General features: G+C 63.6%; 13 protein-coding genes. 6 read left to right on the forward strand and 7 right to left on the reverse strand.

Annotated elements, in window-relative coordinates; all coding sequences use genetic code 11:
• Nucleotides 1-160: 160 nt before the first annotated feature.
• The 3 genes from A3AU_RS0106235 to A3AU_RS0106245 all read right to left on the reverse strand — a co-directional run bounded on the left by A3AU_RS0106235 (nt 161) and on the right by A3AU_RS0106245 (nt 5533).
• Entirely contained in the window at nt 161-1534 is a 1374-nt protein-coding gene (locus A3AU_RS0106235; protein WP_027052023.1) for a class II 3-deoxy-7-phosphoheptulonate synthase, read from the reverse strand.
• A 136-nt stretch (nt 1535-1670) separates the two neighbouring features.
• Nucleotides 1671-5174 carry a transcription-repair coupling factor gene (mfd, locus tag A3AU_RS0106240; protein WP_027052024.1) on the reverse strand — a complete coding sequence of 1168 codons (3504 nt, stop codon included), beginning with the start codon at nt 5172-5174 and terminating at the stop codon, nt 1671-1673.
• A 71-nt stretch (nt 5175-5245) separates the two neighbouring features.
• Nucleotides 5246-5533: a succinate dehydrogenase assembly factor 2 gene (locus tag A3AU_RS0106245; protein ID WP_027052025.1), complete on the reverse strand. Its 288-nt coding sequence runs from the start codon at nt 5531-5533 to the stop codon at nt 5246-5248.
• A 92-nt stretch (nt 5534-5625) separates the two neighbouring features.
• On the opposite strand from A3AU_RS0106245, the gene recG reads away from it, so the two are divergent.
• Nucleotides 5626-7734 carry an ATP-dependent DNA helicase RecG gene (recG, locus tag A3AU_RS0106250; RefSeq protein ID WP_027052026.1) on the forward strand — a complete coding sequence of 703 codons (2109 nt, stop codon included), beginning with the start codon at nt 5626-5628 and terminating at the stop codon, nt 7732-7734.
• Here the strand turns inward: recG and A3AU_RS0106255 are convergent.
• From A3AU_RS0106255 to A3AU_RS0106270, 4 genes are all read right to left on the reverse strand, one after another.
• Nucleotides 7686-8438, reverse strand: a complete 753-nt coding sequence (locus tag A3AU_RS0106255) for a DUF502 domain-containing protein (RefSeq protein ID WP_027052027.1) — start codon at nt 8436-8438, stop codon at nt 7686-7688. The genes recG and A3AU_RS0106255 overlap by 49 nt on opposite strands.
• A 217-nt stretch (nt 8439-8655) precedes the next feature.
• Entirely contained in the window at nt 8656-10479 is a 1824-nt protein-coding gene (glmS, locus tag A3AU_RS0106260; protein WP_027052028.1) for a glutamine--fructose-6-phosphate transaminase (isomerizing), read from the reverse strand.
• A 174-nt stretch (nt 10480-10653) separates the two neighbouring features.
• Nucleotides 10654-12012, reverse strand: coding sequence for a bifunctional UDP-N-acetylglucosamine diphosphorylase/glucosamine-1-phosphate N-acetyltransferase GlmU (gene glmU, locus A3AU_RS0106265; protein ID WP_027052029.1), 1359 nt, complete (start codon nt 12010-12012; stop codon nt 10654-10656).
• A gap of 142 nt (nt 12013-12154) precedes the next feature.
• Nucleotides 12155-12901 carry a cytochrome c biogenesis CcdA family protein gene (locus A3AU_RS0106270; RefSeq protein ID WP_027052030.1) on the reverse strand — a complete coding sequence of 249 codons (747 nt, stop codon included), beginning with the start codon at nt 12899-12901 and terminating at the stop codon, nt 12155-12157.
• A gap of 265 nt (nt 12902-13166) precedes the next feature.
• Between A3AU_RS0106270 and A3AU_RS0106275 the strand changes: the two genes are divergently transcribed.
• From A3AU_RS0106275 to A3AU_RS0106295, 5 genes are all read left to right on the forward strand, one after another.
• A complete protein-coding gene (locus A3AU_RS0106275; RefSeq protein ID WP_027052031.1) occupies nt 13167-13544 on the forward strand; it encodes a COG4315 family predicted lipoprotein in 378 nt (125 codons plus the stop codon).
• Nucleotides 13545-13908: 364 nt separating this feature from the next.
• A complete protein-coding gene (topA, locus tag A3AU_RS0106280; protein WP_027052032.1) occupies nt 13909-16530 on the forward strand; it encodes a type I DNA topoisomerase in 2622 nt (873 codons plus the stop codon).
• A gap of 6 nt (nt 16531-16536) precedes the next feature.
• The gene (gene rnr / locus A3AU_RS0106285; protein ID WP_027052033.1) at nt 16537-18843 is read left to right on the forward strand and encodes a ribonuclease R; all 2307 of its coding nucleotides are present in this window, start codon (nt 16537-16539) and stop codon (nt 18841-18843) included.
• Complete coding sequence (locus A3AU_RS0106290; protein ID WP_027052034.1) at nt 18843-19295, forward strand: DUF983 domain-containing protein; 453 nt, start codon at nt 18843-18845, stop codon at nt 19293-19295. The genes rnr and A3AU_RS0106290 overlap by 1 nt, the downstream gene beginning before the upstream one ends.
• 72 nt (nt 19296-19367) lie before the next feature.
• Entirely contained in the window at nt 19368-20108 is a 741-nt protein-coding gene (locus A3AU_RS0106295; RefSeq protein ID WP_027052035.1) for an NUDIX hydrolase, read from the forward strand.
• Nucleotides 20109-20178 lie beyond the last annotated feature (70 nt).

Genomic DNA, 20178 nt, shown 5'->3' on the forward strand with positions numbered 1-20178 from the left:
TCGGCTAATTGGTGCGATCAAGTGTGTTGAGATTCAGGTTAGGCCGAGCCGAAAACGGCGGGTTCCAAGAACTGGAGCGGAGCGTATTTAAAGTACGTGAGCACCGGAAGCGCAGGAAATCGACGTTTGCAGGCCGACATCACCTGAATATCTGCACGCCTTAGCCGTTGGCGACCTGCTTGTGCTGCACCGGATGGCTTTTCTTCAGCAGGTCCGAGACCAGGAAGGCAAGTTCGATCGCCTGATCGGCGTTGAGGCGCGGGTCGCAATGGGTGTGGTAGCGGTCCTGCAATTCCTCGGCGGTGATGGCGCGCGCACCGCCCGTGCATTCGGTGACGTTCTTGCCGGTCATCTCGACATGGATGCCGCCGGGATGCGTGCCTTCGGCGCGGTGCACCTCGAAGAAGGTCTGCACTTCCTTCAGGATGCGGTCGAACGGCCGCGTCTTGTAGCCGGCGGCCTCGATCGTGTTGCCATGCATCGGGTCCGACGACCAGACCACGCTGCGGCCTTCCTTCTGCACCGCGCGCACCAGCTTCGGCAGATGGTCGGCGACCTTGTCGGAACCGAAGCGGGCGATCAACGTCAGCCGGCCGGGCTCGTTCTCGGGGTTGAGCAGGTCGATCAGTTCCAGCAAGCCGTCAGCGGTCAGCGACGGGCCGCATTTCAGGCCGAGCGGGTTCTTGATGCCCCTGCAATACTCGACATGCGCATGATCGGGCTGGCGCGTGCGGTCGCCGATCCAGATCATGTGGCCCGAGGTGGCGTACCAGTCACCCGAGGTCGAATCGACGCGGGTCAGCGCCTCTTCATAGCCGAGCAGCAGTGCTTCATGGCTGGTGTAGAAATCGGTCTCGCGCAGCGCATAATTGGTCTCCGAGGTGATGCCGACGGCCTTCATGAAGTCCATCGTTTCGGTGATGCGGTTGGCCAGCGACTCGTATTTCTCGCCCTGCGGGCTGTCGGAGACGAAGCCCAGCATCCAGCGATGCACGTTCTCCAGACTGGCATAGCCGCCCTGGGCGAAGGCGCGCAGAAGATTGAGCGTCGCCGCCGACTGGCGGTACGCCATTTCCTGGCGGGCGGGATCGGGAATGCGCGACTTCTGGTCGAATTCGATGCCGTTGATGATATCGCCGCGATAGCTGGGCAGCGTCACGCCACCCTTGGTCTCGTTGTCGGACGAGCGCGGCTTGGCGAACTGGCCGGCGACGCGGCCGACCTTCACCACCGGCTGCGCGCCGGCAAAGGTCAAGACGACCGACATCTGCAGGAAGACGCGGAAGAAGTCGCGGATGTTGTCGGCGCCATGTTCGGCAAAGCTTTCGGCGCAATCGCCACCCTGGAGCAGGAAGGCGTCGCCGTTTGCGACCGCCGCCAGCTGCTTCTTCAGCTTGCGTGCCTCGCCGGCAAAGACCAGCGGCGGAAAGGTGGCGAGCTGGGCTTCCGTGTTCTTCAGCGCGGCAAGGTCCGGATAAGCAGGAACCTGCTTGATCGGCTTTGCTCTCCAAGAATTCGGCGACCATTTCGTCATCGCTGCACCCAACGCTCTTTCCGGCGGGTATCATCACCCGCCATTTCCCGCCCCTATATGGGGTGGCGGCTCCATACACGAAGCCGATTTCCTATTCTAGACTGGAATTTCAGCGCTGGCGAATGATGGCCAGACGCTAAGCCGCCTTCTCGACCACCACCAATCGCGCCAGTTGCGTCATGACCACCGCCGAGCCCGCCAACCGCTTCTCGGCCGTCGGCCAGTCGCGGATGAAAACGACGCTGTGGTCCGGCCGGATCTTGGCCAAGGCCCCCTGTTCGCCGATGAACTTGACCAGTCCGACCGGGTTGGAGAATTCGCGCTTGCGGAAATGGATGACGACGCCCTTCGGCCCGGCATCGAGCTTCTCGACATTGGCCTTGCGGCAAAGCGCCTTGATGAAGACGATCTTCAACAGATGCTTCACCTCGTCCGGGAGCGGGCCGAAGCGGTCGATCAGCTCGGCGCCGAAAGCGTCGATCTCCTCGGTGTTTTCGAGATCGCCGAGACGGCGGTAGAGCGCCAGCCTGAGCTGCAGGTCGGGCACATAGCTTTCCGGGATCATCACCGCCGTGCCGACGGCGATCTGCGGCGACCAGCCGCCATCCTGGACCTCGCCGGAATCCTTCACCTCGGCAACGGCCTCCTCCAGCATCTGCTGGTAGAGCTCGAAACCGACCTCCTTGATATGGCCGGACTGCTCCTCGCCCAGAAGATTGCCGGCGCCCCTGATGTCGAGATCATGGCTGGCCAGCTGGAAGCCGGCGCCCAGCGTGTCGAGCGACTGCAGCACCTTCAGCCGGCGCTCGGCGGTGTCGGTCAGCTTGCGGTTGGCCGGCAGCGTGAACAGCGCATAAGCGCGCACCTTGGAACGGCCGACGCGACCACGCAACTGGTAGAGCTGCGACAGGCCGAACATGTCGGCGCGGTGGATGATCAGCGTGTTGGCGGTCGGGATGTCGAGACCGGATTCGACGATGGTCGTCGACAGAAGCACGTCGTACTGGCCGTCATAGAAGGCATTCATGATGTCGTCGAGTTCGCCCGGCGGCATCTGGCCATGGGCCACCGCAACTTTCAGCTCGGGGACGGATTCTTTCAGGAAATCATGGATTTCGGCGAGATCGCTGATGCGTGGCACGACATAGAAGGAATGGCCGCCACGGTAGCGTTCGCGCAGCAGCGTCTCACGGATGACCAGCGGATCGAACGGCGAGATGAAGGTGCGCACCGCCATGCGGTCGACGGGCGGCGTGGCGATCAGCGACAGTTCGCGCACGCCCGTCAGCGCCAGTTGCAGCGTGCGCGGGATCGGCGTCGCCGACAGCGTCAGCACATGGACGTCGGTCTTCAGGTCCTTCAGCCGCTCCTTGTGCTTGACGCCGAAGTGCTGCTCCTCGTCGATGATCAGCAGGCCGAGGTTCTTGAACGAGATCGACGATCCGAGCAGCGCATGAGTGCCGACGACGATGTCGACCTGACCTTCGGCCAGAGCCTTCTTCGTCTCCGCCAGTTCCTTGGCTCCGACCAGCCGCGAGGCCTGGGCAACGCGGATAGGCAGGCCGGAAAAGCGCTGCGAAAACGTCTTGAAATGCTGGCGCGACAACAGCGTCGTCGGCACCACCACGGCGACCTGGAAGCCTTCCATGGCCGCGATGAAGGCGGCGCGCAACGCCACTTCGGTCTTGCCGAAACCGACATCGCCGCAGATGAGCCGGTCCATCGGCTTGCCGGCGCCGAGGTCGTCCCTGACCGAGTCGATCGCCGTCTGTTGATCGTCTGTTTCCTCATAGGGGAAACGCGCGGCAAATTCGTCGTACAGGCCTTCGGCCGGCACCAGCGCCGGCGCGGCGCGCATCTGGCGTTCGGCGGCGATGCGGATCAGCTGCCCGGCCATATCGAGCAGGCGCCGCTTCAGCTTTGCCTTGCGTGACTGCCAGGCGCCGCCGCCGAGCTTGTCCAGCGTCGCCTCGGCTGTGTCAGAGCCGTAGCGTGACAGAAGCTCGATGTTTTCCACCGGTAGGAACAGCCGGTCGTCGCCGGCATAGTGGATTTCCAGGCAGTCATGCGGCGCACCAACCGCCTCGATGGTGCGCAAGCCGATGAAGCGGCCGATGCCGTGGTCGGCATGGACGACGATATCGCCGGCCGACAAGGCCGAGGCCTCGGCAATGAAGTCGGACGCACGCTTCTTGCGCTTCGAGCGCCGGATCAACCGGTCGCCCAGAATGTCCTGTTCGGCGACGACGACCAGCTTTTCGGTCTCGAATCCGGATTCGAGCGGCAGCACGGCAAGCGCCGCCTGCCCCGGCTCGAGCTTTTCCGCTTCGGCAAGCGTTTCGACCTGCTTGAGATTGCCCAGATGATGCTCGGCGAGGATCTGGCCGAGCCGGTCGAGCGAGCCTTCGGTCCAGCCGGCGATGACGACGCGGCGGCGCGCCGCGCGTTCGTCGGCGATGTGCCTAACGACGACGTCGAAGACATTCACGTTGGGATCGGCGCGTTCCTCGACGAAGCTGCGGCCATGTCGCGAGCCGGCGTGGTAGACCTTTTTCGCACCGGCATCCGGCGCGTCGAACGGCGTGAAGTCGATCGCTTCGCGCGGCCCGAGCGAGGCAATCAGGTTTTCCGGCGACAGGTAAAGCAGATCCGGCGCCACCGGCTTGTAGGGCACCGCATCCTTCAGCGCGGCGTCGGCCTGCTTCCGGCGCGCCTCGTAGTGGTCGAGGATCAGCGTATGGCGTTCAGCCAGCGCCTCATGCGCCAGATGGTCGAAAACAACCGGCGTATCCGGCAGATAATCGAACACCGTCTCCAGCCGCTCGTAGAAGAACGGCAGCCAGTGCTCCATGCCGGCGAAGCGCCTGCCCTCGCTGACCGCCGCGTAAAGCCCGTCATCGCGCTGCGGGGCGCCAAAGGCCTCGATATAAGAGCGGCGGAAGCGGCTTATGGTTCCTGGTGTCAGCGCCACTTCGCTCATCGCCTGCAGCGCCATCGATTTGCGCTGTCCGGTGGTGCGCTGGGTGGCGGCGTCGAAGACGCGGATCGATTCCAGCGTATCGCCGAAGAAATCGAGCCTCAGCGCCTCGGTCCAGCCCGGGGCGAACAGGTCGAGAATGCCGCCGCGCACGGCGAACTCGCCGATGCCGCGCACCGTCGGCACGCGCTCGAAGCCTGATGTTTCCAGTCGCGCGATCAGCGCATTCATGTCGATCTGGTTGCCGGGTCTGGCGTGAAACGTCTGCGCTTCGACAAGATCGGCCGGTGGAATGCGCTGCAGCAGTGCATTGGCGGTGGTGAGGATGACGGCGCGATGCGGCTTCTTCGCCAGCGCGATCATGGCGGTGAGCGCGTCGACACGCTTGGCGGCGGCGTCCGAACCGGGCGAAACGCGATCGTAGGGCAGACAATCCCAGGCCGGCAGTTCCAACACCGGCAGGCCTGGTGCGGCGAAGGCCAATGCCTCGATGATCGCCGGCAGGCGCTGGCCGTCTCGCGCCACGAACAGCACCGGCTTGTCGGGCGCGATTTCGAGTGCGGCCTGCACCAGCGCGAAGGCTTCGTAGCCGTCGGCAACCCCGTCGACGATAAACTGGCCGGCACGGCCTTTCGGCAGACCTATGGTGGGAACAAGGCTCATCAAATCACGGTCTTGATTATCGCAATTCCCGTCGGAAAACCGCTTTGCGCTTTTCTTAGAATTGCTTGTGTTCAGAATGTCATGGTCCGGCGGGACGCCAGGATCTTTTGCAGGACCGCACAATCGATATCCTGGGGGATCGGGCGTTCGCCAGTGATCAACGGCAGGAATTCGGTGTCGGGAATATCGAGGAGCCTTTCATATTGGTCGATTTCCTCGCCGGTCAAGGCACCGATCTCGGCGTCGGCAAAGGTGCCGAGGATGAGATCCATCTCGCGCATGCCACGATGCCAGGAGCGGAACAAGAGCTTGCGGCGGTGGGCGTCCAGCGCCTCGCTCGATCGTTTCGTTCCGGTCATTGTGCCGCATCCTCACTTGCTGCGGCGCATATAGCGTGGATAGAAGGTGCTGTCAGCCTTGCGCTGAGGCCGTCGCAACATAAGCTGACATTATGCGTCCTTCCATCCTCGATCCGCTGTTCGTCCCGATCACTTCGCTTGCCGGCGTCGGGCCGAAGGTTGGCGCGTTGATCGAGAAGGTCGTCACGGCTGACCTCGGTGATCGCGCGGCCCGTGCGGGCGACCTTCTGTTCGTGCTGCCGCATACCGTCATCGACCGCCGCAGCCGGCCAGGAATCGCAGGTGCCGCGGAAGGCCAGATCGTCACCCTCGACCTGCGCATCGACCGCCATCAGCCGCCGCCGCGCGGCAACAGGGCGGTGCCGTACCGGGTCTACGCCCATGACGACACCGGCGAAATCGGCCTGACTTTTTTCCATGCCCACGCGGCCTATCTCGAAAAAGCTATGCCCGTTGGCGAGCATGTCGTGGTCTCCGGCCGCATGGAATGGTTCAACGGCCGCCCGACCATGGTCCACCCCGACCATATCGCCCTGGCCAGCGAGGCGGAAAACCTGCCGCTGGTCGAACCGGTCTATCCGCTCACCGCAGGGCTCTCCGGCAAGGTGCTACGCCGCGCGATCGGCCAGGCGCTGGCGCGCCTGCCCGAATTGCCGGAATGGCAGGATGCCGCTTTCATGCGCCGGCATACCTTTCCCACCTTTGCCGATGCGCTTACCCGCATCCACAATCCGGCCGACCCGATCGACGTTTCCATTGATGGCGCTGCCTGGCGCCGCCTTGCCTATGACGAGTTGCTGGCCGGCCAGGTCTCGCTGGCGCTGGTGCGGTCAAAGGTCCGCCGCCTGTCCGGGCGTCCCCTGGTTGGCGACGGCCGCATTGTCGAGAGACTGCGCGCCGCCCTTCCCTATTCGCTGACCGCGAGCCAGGAATTCGCGCTGGCCGAAATCAATGCCGACCTTGCCGATCCCGAGCGCATGCTACGGCTGCTGCAGGGCGATGTCGGGTCCGGCAAGACTGTGGTGGCGCTGCTCGCCATGGCGCGCGCCGTCGAGGCCGGCGGCCAGGCGGCACTGATGGCGCCGACCGAAATCCTGGCGCGGCAGCACTTGGCGACCATCGCGCCACTAGCCGCCAAGGTCGGGCTGCGCGTCGCCATCCTGACCGGCCGCGAGAAAGGCCGCGAACGCACCGACACGTTGGCCGGCCTGGCCAACGGCGAGATCGACATCGTCGTCGGCACCCACGCACTGTTCCAGGAGACGGTCACCTTCCACGATCTTGTGCTCGCCGTCATCGACGAGCAGCATCGCTTCGGTGTCCACCAGCGGCTTGCCATCACCGCCAAGGGCGATGCGCCCGACATGCTGGTGATGACGGCGACCCCGATCCCGCGCACGCTGGTGCTGACCGCCTTTGGCGACATGGATGTGTCGAAACTGACGGAGAAACCGGCCGGCCGCCAGCCGATCCGCACCGTCACGTTGCCGCTTGAGCGGCTGGACGAACTGGTCGCTCGCATGGAGGACGCGGTCGCAGGCGGCCAGAAGATCTACTGGATCTGTCCATTGGTCGAGGAATCCGAAGAGATCAAGCTGATGTCGGCCGAGGACCGCTTTGCTTCACTGAAGCCGCTGTTCGGCGACCAGATCGGCCTTGTCCATGGCCGCATGAAGGGCGCCGAGAAAGACCAGGCGATGCGCGCCTTCAAACAGGGCGAGACCCGCATCCTGATCGCCACCACGGTCATCGAGGTCGGCGTCGACGTGCCTGACGCCACGGTCATGGTCATCGAACATGCCGAGCGTTTTGGCCTCGCGCAACTGCACCAGCTGCGCGGCCGGGTCGGGCGCGGCGACAAGCCTTCCTCGTGCGTACTGCTCTACAAGGATCCGCTCGGCGAGACCGCAAAACGCCGGCTTTCTGTCATGCGCGAGACCGAGGACGGCTTCTTGATCGCCGAGGAAGACCTGAAATTGCGCGGCGAAGGCGAGCTTTTGGGAACCCGCCAGTCGGGCACGCCGGGCTTCCAAGTGGCGCGGATCGAGGCGCATGCCGATCTGCTGGAGGCTGCGCGCGACGACGCCAGGCTGATCCTGTCACGCGACCCGGAGCTGCAATCCGACCGGGGCGAAGCGCTGCGCCTGTTGCTCTATTTGTTCGGCCGCGACGAGGCGGTGCGGCTCTTGCGCGCCGGATGAGGCCCCAGTGGCGGATTGGCCACCATTCCATTGATAGGTTCGCCGTTCAGCGTCACCATCTTTGTCTTCACCTCGGGCGCCACCAGCCCTGCGGAAACGATCAGCTTGGCGCCGTCCTCGATCGTCATGTCGAGCAGCACGATGTCCGACTTCAGCACATACATCAGGAAGCCGGTCGTCGGGTTCGGCGTGCAAGGCATGAACACGGCGATCAACGGGTCGCCTTCCTGGTCGAGCTTCTGGTTGATCTCGGTTTCCTTCTCGCTGGCGACGAACACCAGCGACCACACGCCCTTGCGCGGATATTCGACCAGCCCGACCTGCCGGAACATGTCGCCCTTGTTCGACAGCACGGTCTCGAAAATCTGCTTCAGCGAGCCATAGATGCCGCGCACCAGCGGCATGCGGCCAAGCAGGCGCTCGCCGAACCCGACAATGGCGCGGCCGACGATGTTGGCGGTGAGAAAACCGATCAGCGTGATCAGGATCAAGGCGACGATCAGCCCAAACCCCGGGACCGGGAACGGCAAATAGGTGTCTGGACTATAACGCGCCGGAATATAGGGTTTTACCCAGGAATCGACCCAGCCGATGAACGACCAGGCGATGTAGGCGGTGATCGCCAGCGGCGCGCAGACGATGAAACCCGTGAGGAAATAGTTCCTCAGCCGGGTCATGCCGGAGGTCTTGGGAGCGTCGGACATGGTTCACCGGGGCGCGGGTTGCAGCGCAACATTAATGAACCGCCGCAAGCTTTGGAACTGCGAAGTTTTTAAAAGAGTGCCTTTGCAACCGCGTCGACGGGAGGCCCAAACGGAGCCGTTTCCGTCGACCACCAGCCGAAAACAATCGCCCTTTCTCGGGTCCGCGCAGGAGCTTGGCTCCTGCTTCGCCCGTGGATGACGAAGGTATGGGGCGAACTTACTCCACCGTCACCGACTTCGCCAGATTGCGCGGCTGGTCGACGTCGGTGCCCATGAACACGGCGGCGAAATAGGCCAGCATCTGGATCGGCAGCGCGTAGATGATCGGCGAGATGATTTCCGGCACGTCCGGCAGGATGATCGTCTCCATGGTCTTAACGCTTACCTGTGCGGCGCCCTTGGCGTCGGTGATCAGGATGATCTTGCCGCCGCGCGCCGCCACTTCCTGCATGTTGGACACGGTTTTCTCGAAAATGCGGTCATGCGGCGCAATGACGATCACCGGCATGTTCTCGTCGATCAGTGCGATCGGTCCGTGCTTCAACTCGCCCGCGGCATAGCCTTCGGCATGGATGTAGGAGATTTCCTTGAGCTTCAGCGCGCCTTCCATGGCCAGCGGGAAATTGGTGTCGCGGCCGAGATAGAGCACGTCCTTGTAGCGCGAGAGTTCTCGCGCGATGCGTTCGATCTGCTCTTCAAGCTTGAGCACCTGGTTGGCATAGCGCGGCGCTTCCGAGAGCGCGCGCACCAGGTTTTTTTCCTGTTCTTTCGAAATTGTGCCGCGCGTGACGCCGGCACGCACGGCAAGCGACGCCAGCACCGACAGCTGGCAGGTAAAAGCCTTGGTCGAGGCGACGCCGATCTCGGGCCCAGCCAATGTCGGCAGCACCACGTCGGATTCGCGCGCCATGGTCGATTCCCGCACATTGACGACCGCGCCGATCTTCATGCCGGCCTTGCGGCAGTAGCGCAGCGAGGCCAGCGTGTCGGCGGTTTCGCCCGATTGCGAGATGAAGAAGGCGGCATCGTTGGCCGACAGCGGCATCTCGCGATAGCGGAACTCCGAGGCGACATCGATGTCGACCGGCAGCCGGGCATAGCGCTCGAACCAGTATTTGCCGATCAGGCCGGCGAGATAGGCGGTGCCGCAGGCGGAGATCGCCAGCCGGCCGATTTTAGCGAAGTCGAATGGCAGATCGAGCGGCTTCGACACGCCAGAGACGAAATCCACATAATGGGCCAGCGTGTGCGAGATCACCTCGGGCTGTTCATGGATTTCCTTCTCCATGAAATGGCGCCGGTTGCCCTTGTCGACCATGAAGGAGGTCGACAGCGATTGCTGCCGCCTGCGCTCGACCTTTTTGCCGTCGATGTCGAAAATGGCGACGCCGTCGCGGCGCACCACGGCCCAGTCGCCATCTTCGAGATAGGTGATCGAATTGGTGAATGGCGCGAGCGCGATGGCGTCCGATCCCAAAAACATCTCGCCATCGCCGTGGCCGACAGCCAAAGGCGGTCCGTTGCGCGCGCCGACGATCAGGTCTTCGTCACCCTTGAACATGATCGCCAGCGCAAAGGCGCCTTCCAGCCGCTTCAGCGCCTGATGCGCGGCCTCGACCGGCTTCAACCCTTTGGCAAGCTCGCGTGCCACCAGATGGGCGACAACCTCGGTGTCGGTCTGCGATGAGAAAGAATAGCCGTCGCGGATCAGTTCGTCCCGCAACTCGGCGAAATTCTCGATGATGCCGTTGTGGACGATGGCGACGCCATCGGAAAAATGCGGATGCGCGTTGGTTTCATTCGGCACGCCATGCGTTGCCCAGCGGGTATGGCCGATGCCGATCGTGCCGCCGAGCGGCTCCTCCTTGAGCCTGCGTTCGAGGTTGATCAGCTTGCCTTCGGCGCGGCGACGGCTAAGTTGACCCTTCTCGATGGTGGCGACGCCTGCCGAGTCATAGCCGCGATATTCGAGCCGCTTCAGCGCGTCGACGATGAGCGGCGCAACCTGCGAATGGCCGACGATTCCAACGATACCGCACATGCAGACAGCCCCCGATTCCCCATGGAAAACCGGCGCTATTTAGGGATGGCCGGCCTGCCATGAAAGTCACATTGCATTTCGCCCGGTGTAACGGACGGTTGCGCATGCATGCACCATGCCAGACCGCTCTTGCAATCCCGTCACTGAAATCGTTTGGTTTCCGGCGGTCCGGTTTTACTTCTTCTTCGCCGCCGCGGCCGACGCTAGGCGCTCGCGCAATTCCTTGCCTTTTCCCGGGATCGTCTTCTGCCGGGCGCGGCCGAAGGCCAGCGCGTCGTCCGGGACGCTTTCGGTGATCACGCTGCCCGACGCAATGTATCCACCCTTGCCGATCGATATGGGCGCCACCAGCGACGAGTTCGAACCGACAAAAGCGCCTTCGCCGATTTCGGTGAAGAATTTCGAATAGCCGTCATAGTTGCAGGTGATGGTGCCGGCGCCGATATTGGCGCCCGCCCCGACCCTGGCATTGCCGATATAGGTCAGATGGTTGACCTTGGCGCCGTCCTCGACGACGGCCTGCTTGACCTCGCAGAAATTGCCCACCTTTGCTTTGTTGCGAAGATCGGCGCCCGGTCGCAGCCGCGCGAATGGCCCGACATCGCAATTCGTGGCGATGGTGGCGCCTTCGATATGGCTGAAGGCGTGGATCTTTGCGCCGCCGGCGATCTTCACGCCCGGACCAAACCAGACGTTCGGCTCGACGACCGTGTCGGCGCCGATTTCCGTATCGTGCGAGAAATACACGGTCTCCGGCGCGATCAGCGTCACGCCGGACAGCATTGCCTCATGACGCCTGCGTTGTTGCCAGATGCCTTCCGCCTGCGCCAGTTCGGCGCGATTGTTGATACCGAGCGCGCTTTCGAAACTGGCCTCGGTGGCGACGACATCGAGGCCTTGTGCGGTGGCGATCTCGACGATGTCGGTCAGGTAATACTCACCCTTGGCATTCTTGTTGCCGACGGCGTCAAGCAGCATCAGCGCATGGCCGCCAGCCACCGCCATCATGCCGGCGTTGCAGAAGCCGATCTTTTTCTCCTCTTCGGAGCAATCCTTTTCCTCACGGATGGCAATCAGCCTCCCATCCTTTTCGATCAGCCGGCCATAGCCGGTCGGGCTGGGCGGCCGAAAGCCGATGACCACGACGGCTGCTCCTTCCGCCAGCCTCGACCGCGCCACTGTCAGGGCATCGGCGTCGATCAGCGGCGTGTCGCCGAACATCACCAGCACATCGTCATATCCCTTTGATATCGCTTCGCGAGCGGCAAGAACCGCATGCGCCGTACCGAGCCGCTTCTCCTGCACGAAGGTCTCTGCCTTCGGCGCAAACTTTGCCGCAGCCTTGCGCATGTCATCCGCGCCATGCCCAATCACCAGCGCCTGGCTGCTCGCCCCCGCGGCTTCGGCCGCCTGCACCACATGGGCGACCATCGGCAGCCCGGCGATCTGATGCAGCACTTTCGGCAGCGCGCTCTTCATGCGCGTGCCTTCGCCGGCGGCGAGGATAACGGACAGGCAGGATCTCTGGCTCATGGATAGGCAACCATCTGAAAAGGGTCGGGAATCAAAATCATGCTAGCAGCGGCGCCATGCTGCACCAATGCGGTTAAATTCCGGTGAGATAGGTAGAGCAACTGACTTTTGATCAGTAGGTCAACAGTAAGATCCTGGGTCGCTATCCCAGCCGCCCCAGAACCGGGAAATTCTCCAGCAGCCAATACGACACGCTCTGCACCCCGCCGGTGAGGAAAAACACGCCGGCGACCACCAGCAACGCGCCGATCGCCTTCTCGACCCGGCCGAGATGGACGCGGAATTTGCCGAGGAAGCGCATGAAGGCGCCAGAAAACAGCGCCGCGACCAGGAACGGAATGCCGAGCCCGAGCGAATAGGCAGCGAGCAGCAGCGCACCCTCGCCCACGGTTTCGCGCCCGCCGGCCAGCGTCAGGATCGGCCCCAGCACCGGGCCGATGCAGGGCGTCCAGCCGAAGGCGAAGGCCAGTCCCATGACATAGGCGGCGACGGCACTGGCCGGCTTGCCCTGCGACTGGAAGCGCGCCTCGCGCGACAACAGCGGAATGCGCAATATGCCGAGGAAATTCAGGCCCATCAGGATGATCAGCACGCCGGCGGCCATCGCCAGCGGCTCCTGCCAGACGCGCAGCAGCCGGCCGATGGTCGAGGCACCGGCGCCGAGCGCCACGAACACGGTGGAGAAACCGAGCACGAAGGCGATCGAGGAATAAAGCAGGGCGCCGCGCGCGCCTTGCCTTGCCGTCACACCGGCATTGCCGCGAAAATCGTCGACCGACACACCGGCCATGTAGCAGAGATAGGGCGGCACCAGCGGCAGCACGCAAGGCGACAGGAACGAGATGGCCCCCGCCCCGATCGCGCTGACATAGCCGATGTCCAATGCCATTCCAAAGCTCCGACTGTTCCGCCGATATAGCGACGCTGTGACCCGTTAGCCAATCACCATTCTGTCGCAACCGATCGCCGTCCAGGCAATCGGACTGGCCGGGATTCCCGCCGCGCCACACCCGAGTACGGCCGGACAGGGAGAATTGTTACTATCGGCCAGATTGCCAAATGCTCCTGTTCGGGAAGAACCGATGGCCGGCAGGCGTTGACGTGTCGAGGCCGCAAATTCCGCGCGTCTCCAGATATCAGCCAGGGAGATTTCCATGAAGACCATAGCCACAGGGCTGGCCGCACTGCTTCTCAGCACCGCCACATCCTTCGCCGCCGAGGCGTGGAAGGAAGCCGAGGTCAACGGCACCAAGATCTACACCGATGCCATGGGCATGACGCTCTACACCTACGACAAGGACGAAAAGGGCAAGACCAACTGCTACGACAAATGCGCCACCAATTGGCCGCCACTGAAGGCCGAAGCCGGCGCCAAGGCGGATGACGAGTGGAGCGTCGTCGACCGCACCGATGGCACCAAGATGTGGGCCTATGACGGCAAGCCGGTCTACACCTTCATCAAGGACAAGAAGGCCGGCGATGTGAACGGCGACGGCGTTGCCGGCGTCTGGCATATCGCCAAGGCCAACTGAGCCTTCACACCATTCCCGCCTGCTGGCGGGACGTGAGCTGGTCGCCCGCATCCCTCAATACGTCTGGCGACCAGCTTCTTCCGATGCGGCGTGACATGCGGACGGGTCCGGCACGCAACGCAATTCGTCGACTCACCGGAAACGAGGGACCATTTCCGGTGACCGGTGGCCATCATCTCGCTTGAGCGAAATTCTGTGATTTTCTCCATACACTCTAAGAGTGTATTGCTGCGGACAGCCCTGCAATTTGGGCGCTTCCCCTTGACCGGATGGAAAAGCGCGGCCATGTGAGCGACAAACAGAAACGAGATTTCGTCGCGCGCAGCGGAATTCTTCTGGCGCATCACAGCAGATAAGAGACCTCATGGACGTCGTCGTCGTCGAATCGCCGGCCAAGGCGAAGACAATCAACAAATACCTCGGCAGGAACTACAAGGTTCTGGCCTCGTTCGGCCACGTCAGGGATCTGCCGGCCAAGGACGGCTCGGTGCGCCCGGATGAAGACTTCGCCATGTCCTGGGCGGTCGACACCGCGTCCGGCAAGCGCCTCGCCGACATTGCCAAGGCGGTCAAGGACGCCGACGGCCTGATCCTCGCCACCGACCCGGATCGCGAGGGAGAGGCCATCTCCTGGCATGTGCTGGAAGTGCTGAGGCAGAAGCGCGCGCTGAAGGACAAGCCGGTCAGCCGCGTCGTCTTCAACGCCATCACCAAATCGTCGGTGCTGGAAGCGATGGCCAACCCCCGCCAGATCGACGTGCCGCTCGTCGATGCCTACCTCGCGCGGCGGGCGCTCGACTATCTCGTCGGCTTCACGCTGTCGCCGGTGCTGTGGCGCAAATTGCCGGGCGCCCGCTCGGCGGGCCGTGTCCAGTCTGTCGCATTGCGTCTGGTCTGCGACCGCGAATCCGAGATCGAGCGCTTTATCCGCGAGGAATACTGGCAGATATCAGCTCTCCTCGGCACCCCGCGCAACGAGACCTTCGAAGCGCGGCTCACTGCCTTCGAGCGCAAGAAGCTGCAGAAGCTGGACATCGCCAACAAGACGCAGGCCGACGACATCAAGGCGATGCTCGAGGGCGCTGTTTTCAAGGCGTTGTCGGTGGAGGCCAAGCCGACCAAACGCAATCCCGGTCCGCCCTTCACCACCTCGACGCTGCAGCAGGCCGCCTCGTCGGGCCTCGGTTTCTCGGCCACCCGCACCATGCAGGTGGCGCAGCGCCTCTATGAAGGCATGGACATTGGCGGCGAGACCGCCGGCCTCATCACCTATATGCGAACCGACGGCGTCCAGATGGCGCCCGAAGCGATCGACGGTGCCCGCGACGCCATCGCCAAGGAATTCGGCCGAAAATACCTGCCCGAAAAGCCGCGCCAGTATACCGCCAAGGCCAAGAACGCCCAGGAAGCGCACGAAGCCATCCGCCCGACCGATTTCATGCGCACTCCTGCATCGGTCAGGCAATATCTCGATGCCGATCAGGCGCGGCTCTATGAGCTGATCTGGAAGCGCGCCATCGCCAGCCAGATGCAGCCGGCCGAGATCGAACGCACCACCGTCGAGATCGAGGCTGTGAACGGCGCCCGCACCGCCGAGCTTCGCGCCGTTGGTTCCGTGGTTCGCTTCGACGGCTTCATCGCCGCATACACCGACCAGAAGGACGACGACGCCGAAGACGAGGAAAACCGCCGTCTGCCCGAAATCCGCGCCGGCGAGCAGCTTGCCCGCCAGGCGATCAACGCCACCCAGCACACGACCGAGCCGCCGCCGCGCTATTCCGAGGCGTCGCTGATCAAGAAGCTGGAAGAGCTCGGCATCGGCCGGCCCTCGACCTACACGGCGATCCTGAAGACGCTCGAGGACCGCGACTACGTCACGATCGACAAGCGCCGGCTGGTGCCGCAGGCCAAGGGCCGCCTACTGTCGGCCTTTCTGGAGAGCTTCTTCGAGCGTTACGTCGAGTACGACTTCACCGCCTCGCTGGAGGAGAAGCTCGACGAGATCTCGGACGGCAAGCTCGCGTGGAAAGACGTGCTGCGCGATTTCTGGAAGGATTTTTCCGGCGCCGTCGCCGACATCAAGGAACTGCGCGTCACCGACGTGCTCGATGCGCTCAACGAGGAACTGGCGCCGCTGGTGTTTCCCGCGCGGGAGGATGGCTCGAACCCCCGCATCTGCCCGAAATGCGGCACCGGCAACCTGTCGCTCAAGCTCGGCAAGTTCGGCGCCTTCGTCGGCTGCTCGAACTATCCCGAATGTTCGTTCACCCGCCAGCTCGGCGACGCCGCCAACCCGAATGGCGAAAATGGCGGCGGCGAGGACGGCACAAAGGTGCTCGGCAAGGATCCTTATACGGCCGAGGAAATCACGCTGCGCTCGGGCCGTTTCGGCCCCTACCTGCAGCGCGGTGACGGCAAGGAAGCAAAACGCTCGAGCCTGCCCAAGGGCTGGACGCCCGAATCGATCGACCATGAGAAGGCGCTAGCCTTGCTAGGGCTGCCGCGCGACGTGGGAAAACATCCCGAATCCGGCAAGATGATCTCGGCCGGGCTTGGCCGCTACGGCCCGTTCGTGCTGCATGATGGCACCTACGCAAATCTCGACAGCATCGAGGACGTGTTCTCCATCGGCCTCAACCGCGCCGTCACCGTGATCGCCGAGAAGCAGTCGAAGGCCAAGGGCGGCCGCAACGGTGGCACTGCTGCAGCCCTCAAGGAGCTCGGCGACCATCCGGACGGCGGCGGCAAGATCGTCGTGCGCGACGGCAAATACGGACCTTACGTGAACTTCGGCAAGGTCAACGCCACGCTGCCCAAGGGCAAGGATCCGCAATCGGTGACCGTGGAGGATGCGCTGGCGCTGATTGCCGAGAAGGAAGCCAAAGGTGGCGGCGGCAAGAAGCCTTTCCGCAAGGCGGCAGCGGCCAAGGCCCCCGCAGCCAAGAAAACGGCGGCAAAAAAGCCGGCCGCGAAGAAAAAAGGGTAGGACGGCGTGGCGCGCAGGATTTCCGGACGAAGCCACGGCGATCCGCGCACCGCCGACACCAGGGCCAAGGTCAAGGACGACTACCGGCCCTCGCGCGACGAAATTCTGCGCTACATCGCCGAAAACCCAGACCGTGCCGGAAAGCGCGACATCGCTAAGGCCTTCGCGCTGCGCGGCGACGACCGCATCTGGCTGAAAGACATTCTGCGCGACCTGCAGGATGAAGGTGTGCTCACCAAGGAGCGCAAGCGGCTGGCCCGCGTCGGCGCCCTGCCCCATGTCGCCGTGCTCGACATTTTTGGCCGTGACGGCGACGGCATTTTGCTGGCGCACCCGGCGGAGTCTGTTGGCACCGGCGAACCGCCCGTGGTCTCGATCCGCGTGTCGCGCAGCGGCAACGGACCGGCGCCGGGCATCGGCGATCGCGTGCTGGCGAAAACCTTCCCGACCGATGATCCCTCCGGCCCCGCCTATACCGGACGGGTTATGAAGATCTTCGAGAAACGCAGCGACGCCGTTCTCGGCGTCTTTCGCGTGCTGAAGGACGGCACATTCCGCATCGAGCCGGTGGAACGCCGCCAGCCCGAGCTGATCGTCGACAAGGAATTCCAGAACGGCGCCAAGAACGGCGACCTGGTCGAGGTCGAGCCCGCGCGCGCCTCCCGCTATGGGCTGCCGCGCGCCAAGGTGCTCAACGTGCTGGGTTCGCTGACCAGCGAAAAGGCGGTCTCGATGATCGCCATCCACGCCCACGACATTCCGCACATCTTCCCGGCCGACGTCATTGCCGAATCCGAGGCGGTCAAGCCGGCGACGCTCGATCACCGCGAGGACTGGCGCGACCTGCCGCTGGTTACCATCGATCCCGCCGACGCCAAGGACCATGACGACGCTGTCTTTGCGACGCCCGACCTCGACGAGAAGAACCCGGGCGGCGTTATCGCAACGGTGGCGATCGCCGATGTCGCCGCCTATGTGCGCTACGGCACGGCGCTCGACCGCGAAGCCTTGAAGCGCGGCAATTCGGTGTATTTCCCGGATCGCGTCGTGCCGATGCTGCCCGAACGCATCTCGAACGATCTCTGTTCGCTGCGCGAAGGTCAGGATCGCCCGGCGCTTGCCGTGCGCATGACCTTCTCCGCCGACGGCCACAAGATCCGGCACTCCTTCCACCGCGTGATGATGAAATCCGCGGCGAAGCTCGCCTATCCGCAGGCACAGGCGGCGATCGACGGCGTGCCGGACGACAAGACCGGTCCAATCCTAGACACGGTGCTGAAGCCGCTGTGGGACGCCTATGCGATCCTCAAGCGCGGTCGCGACGGCCGCCAGCCGCTCGAACTCGACCTGCCGGAGCGCAAGATCCTGCTGAAAGACGATGGCACGGTCGACCGCGTCATCGTGCCGGAACGGCTCGATGCCCACAAGCTCATCGAAGAGTTCATGATCCAGGCCAACGTCGCCGCCGCCGAGACGCTGGAGGCGAAGAAGCACGCGTTGGTCTACCGCGTCCACGATGCGCCCTCGCTCGCCAAGCAGGAATCGCTGCGCGAGTTCCTGCAGACGCTCGGCCTGTCGCTGGCGCGCGGCGCGCAGATGCGGCCCAGCCAGTTCAACGGTATTCTGGAGCGCGTGCGCGGCGCCGACAACGAAGCGCTGGTCAATGAAGTGGTGCTGCGCTCGCAGAGCCAGGCCGAATATTCGCCCAAGAACATCGGCCATTTCGGCCTCAACCTCAGGCGCTACGCCCATTTCACCTCGCCGATCCGCCGCTACGCCGACCTGATCGTGCATCGCGGCCTTATCGCTGCGCTCGGCCTTGGCCCGGGAGGACTGACGCAGGATGAAGCCGCTCGGCTGGAAGACGTCGCGGTGTTGATTTCCGGCACCGAACGGCGCGCCATGGCCGCCGAGCGCGACACGGTTGACCGGCTGATATCAGCCTATCTCGCCGAGCGCATCGACGACCGCTTCGATGCCCGCATCTCCGGCGTCACCAAATCAGGACTTTTTGTCCAATTGCCGCAATATGGCGCCGATGGTTTCATCCCCGTGTCAACTCTGGGCGGCGATTACTATATATACGACGAAACGGCTCGCTCCCTGTTCGGAGAGCGCTCTGGCAAAGGCTACCAACTGGCGGACCGCGTCGAGGTCCGCCTTGTCGAGGTGGCACCGATGGCCGGAGCGATGCGTTTCGAGATGTTGACCGACCCGAAGCCCCTGCCAGGCTCCAGCAGGTCGTTTCACAAGGCTAAGGGCCGTGCCCGTGCGTCGCAATCGCGACCCGGTTCGCGCGGCAGGAGACGATGATGCCAAACGAACTAGGGATACAAGAACAGGTTTTCGGCGGCGAACATCATACGGGCCGGGTCGCCCGCCCGTTGTGGACAGCGATGAAGCGCGGCCTTTTGGGCCGCTGCCCGAATTGCGGCGAAGGCAAGCTTTTCCGCGGCTTCACCAAGACCGTCGAAACCTGCAGCGTCTGCGGCGAGGAAATCCATCACCATCGCGCCGACGACCTGCCGGCCTATCTGGTCATCGTCATCGTCGGCCACATCGTTCTTGGCGCCTTCATGGGTGTCGAGGCGACATCCGACCTGTCGACCTGGCAGCACATCGCCATCTGGGTACCCTTGACCATCCTCTTGTCGGTTGCCCTGCTGCAGCCTGTCAAAGGCGCCGTCATCGGACTGCAATGGGCATTCTATATGCACGGCTTCGGTGGCGAAAAGGATGGGACCGAGACCCATCACGGCGCCTGACGCGCCGCTGGCGCAACACGCCAATCGCTAAGGCCACTTTCGCATGCAAGAAGTTTCCGCTAGGTCCTGCGCATGGAAGCAATGACCAAGGCGGACGTCGACAAGCTCGACAAGGGTCTTGCCGCGCATCGCGGCCGGCCTCTGCGTCCGCGTGATGCCGCGACCCTGATCCTGCTCGACCGCAAGGGCGACGAGGTGCTGGTGCTGATGGGCCGCCGCCACGCCGGTCACGCCTTCATGCCCGGAAAATTCGTGTTCCCCGGTGGCCGCACCGATCCGGCCGACAGCCGCATCGCAACGGCGACCGCATTGCATCGCGACGAGGAAGCAAAGCTGCTTGCCGGCCCCGGCCGTACCAGTGCCGCGCGGGCTCGCGCCGTCGCCCTGTCCGCAATCCGAGAGACCTATGAGGAAGCCGGGCTGCTGATCGGCCAGAAGGCAGCCTTTGCGACCGACAAAAGTGACTGGCAAGGTTTTGTCGAACACGGCGTCACGCCTTCACTCGAAACGCTGCGTTACATCGCGCGCGCCATCACCCCGCCCAACCGGGTACGCCGCTTCGACACGCGCTTTTTCGGCGCCTGGCGCAACGATGTCGCCGTCGAGCTACCGGGCGGTGGTCCGACCAACGAACTCGAGGAACTGGTCTGGCTGCCGCTTGCCAAGGCCAGGGAAGCCGACATACCCGACATCACTCGAATGATCCTGGACGAGCTGGAAAAGCGCCTCGCTCATGATCCACTGCTGCGTCCAGGAGGTCCCGTCCCCTTCTACCGGCTTGTCCGCAACCGCTTCACCCGCGAACTTCTTTAGAGCAATTCCAGGAAGTGTGACGCGGTTTCCGTCCGGAATTGCGTAAGATAACAGACAGAGTATTCAGCAT

This window comes from Mesorhizobium erdmanii USDA 3471 (genome assembly GCF_000472705.1).
In the GTDB taxonomy this organism is placed as follows: domain Bacteria; phylum Pseudomonadota; class Alphaproteobacteria; order Rhizobiales; family Rhizobiaceae; genus Mesorhizobium; species Mesorhizobium erdmanii.

Bases quoted from the DNA above. Each gene is read 5' to 3' on its own strand.
- A3AU_RS0106235 (WP_027052023.1), bottom strand. From the start codon at position 1,534: ATGACGAAATGGTCGCCGAATTCTTGGAGAGCAAAGCCGATCAAGCAG.
- mfd (WP_027052024.1), bottom strand. From the start codon at position 5,174: ATGAGCCTTGTTCCCACCATAGGTCTGCCGAAAGGCCGTGCCGGCCAG.
- A3AU_RS0106245 (WP_027052025.1), bottom strand. From the start codon at position 5,533: ATGACCGGAACGAAACGATCGAGCGAGGCGCTGGACGCCCACCGCCGC.
- recG (WP_027052026.1), top strand. From the start codon at position 5,626: ATGCGTCCTTCCATCCTCGATCCGCTGTTCGTCCCGATCACTTCGCTT.
- A3AU_RS0106255 (WP_027052027.1), bottom strand. From the start codon at position 8,438: ATGTCCGACGCTCCCAAGACCTCCGGCATGACCCGGCTGAGGAACTAT.
- glmS (WP_027052028.1), bottom strand. From the start codon at position 10,479: ATGTGCGGTATCGTTGGAATCGTCGGCCATTCGCAGGTTGCGCCGCTC.
- glmU (WP_027052029.1), bottom strand. From the start codon at position 12,012: ATGAGCCAGAGATCCTGCCTGTCCGTTATCCTCGCCGCCGGCGAAGGC.
- A3AU_RS0106270 (WP_027052030.1), bottom strand. From the start codon at position 12,901: ATGGCATTGGACATCGGCTATGTCAGCGCGATCGGGGCGGGGGCCATC.
- A3AU_RS0106275 (WP_027052031.1), top strand. From the start codon at position 13,167: ATGAAGACCATAGCCACAGGGCTGGCCGCACTGCTTCTCAGCACCGCC.
- topA (WP_027052032.1), top strand. From the start codon at position 13,909: ATGGACGTCGTCGTCGTCGAATCGCCGGCCAAGGCGAAGACAATCAAC.
- A3AU_RS0106290 (WP_027052034.1), top strand. From the start codon at position 18,843: ATGCCAAACGAACTAGGGATACAAGAACAGGTTTTCGGCGGCGAACAT.
- A3AU_RS0106295 (WP_027052035.1), top strand. From the start codon at position 19,368: ATGGAAGCAATGACCAAGGCGGACGTCGACAAGCTCGACAAGGGTCTT.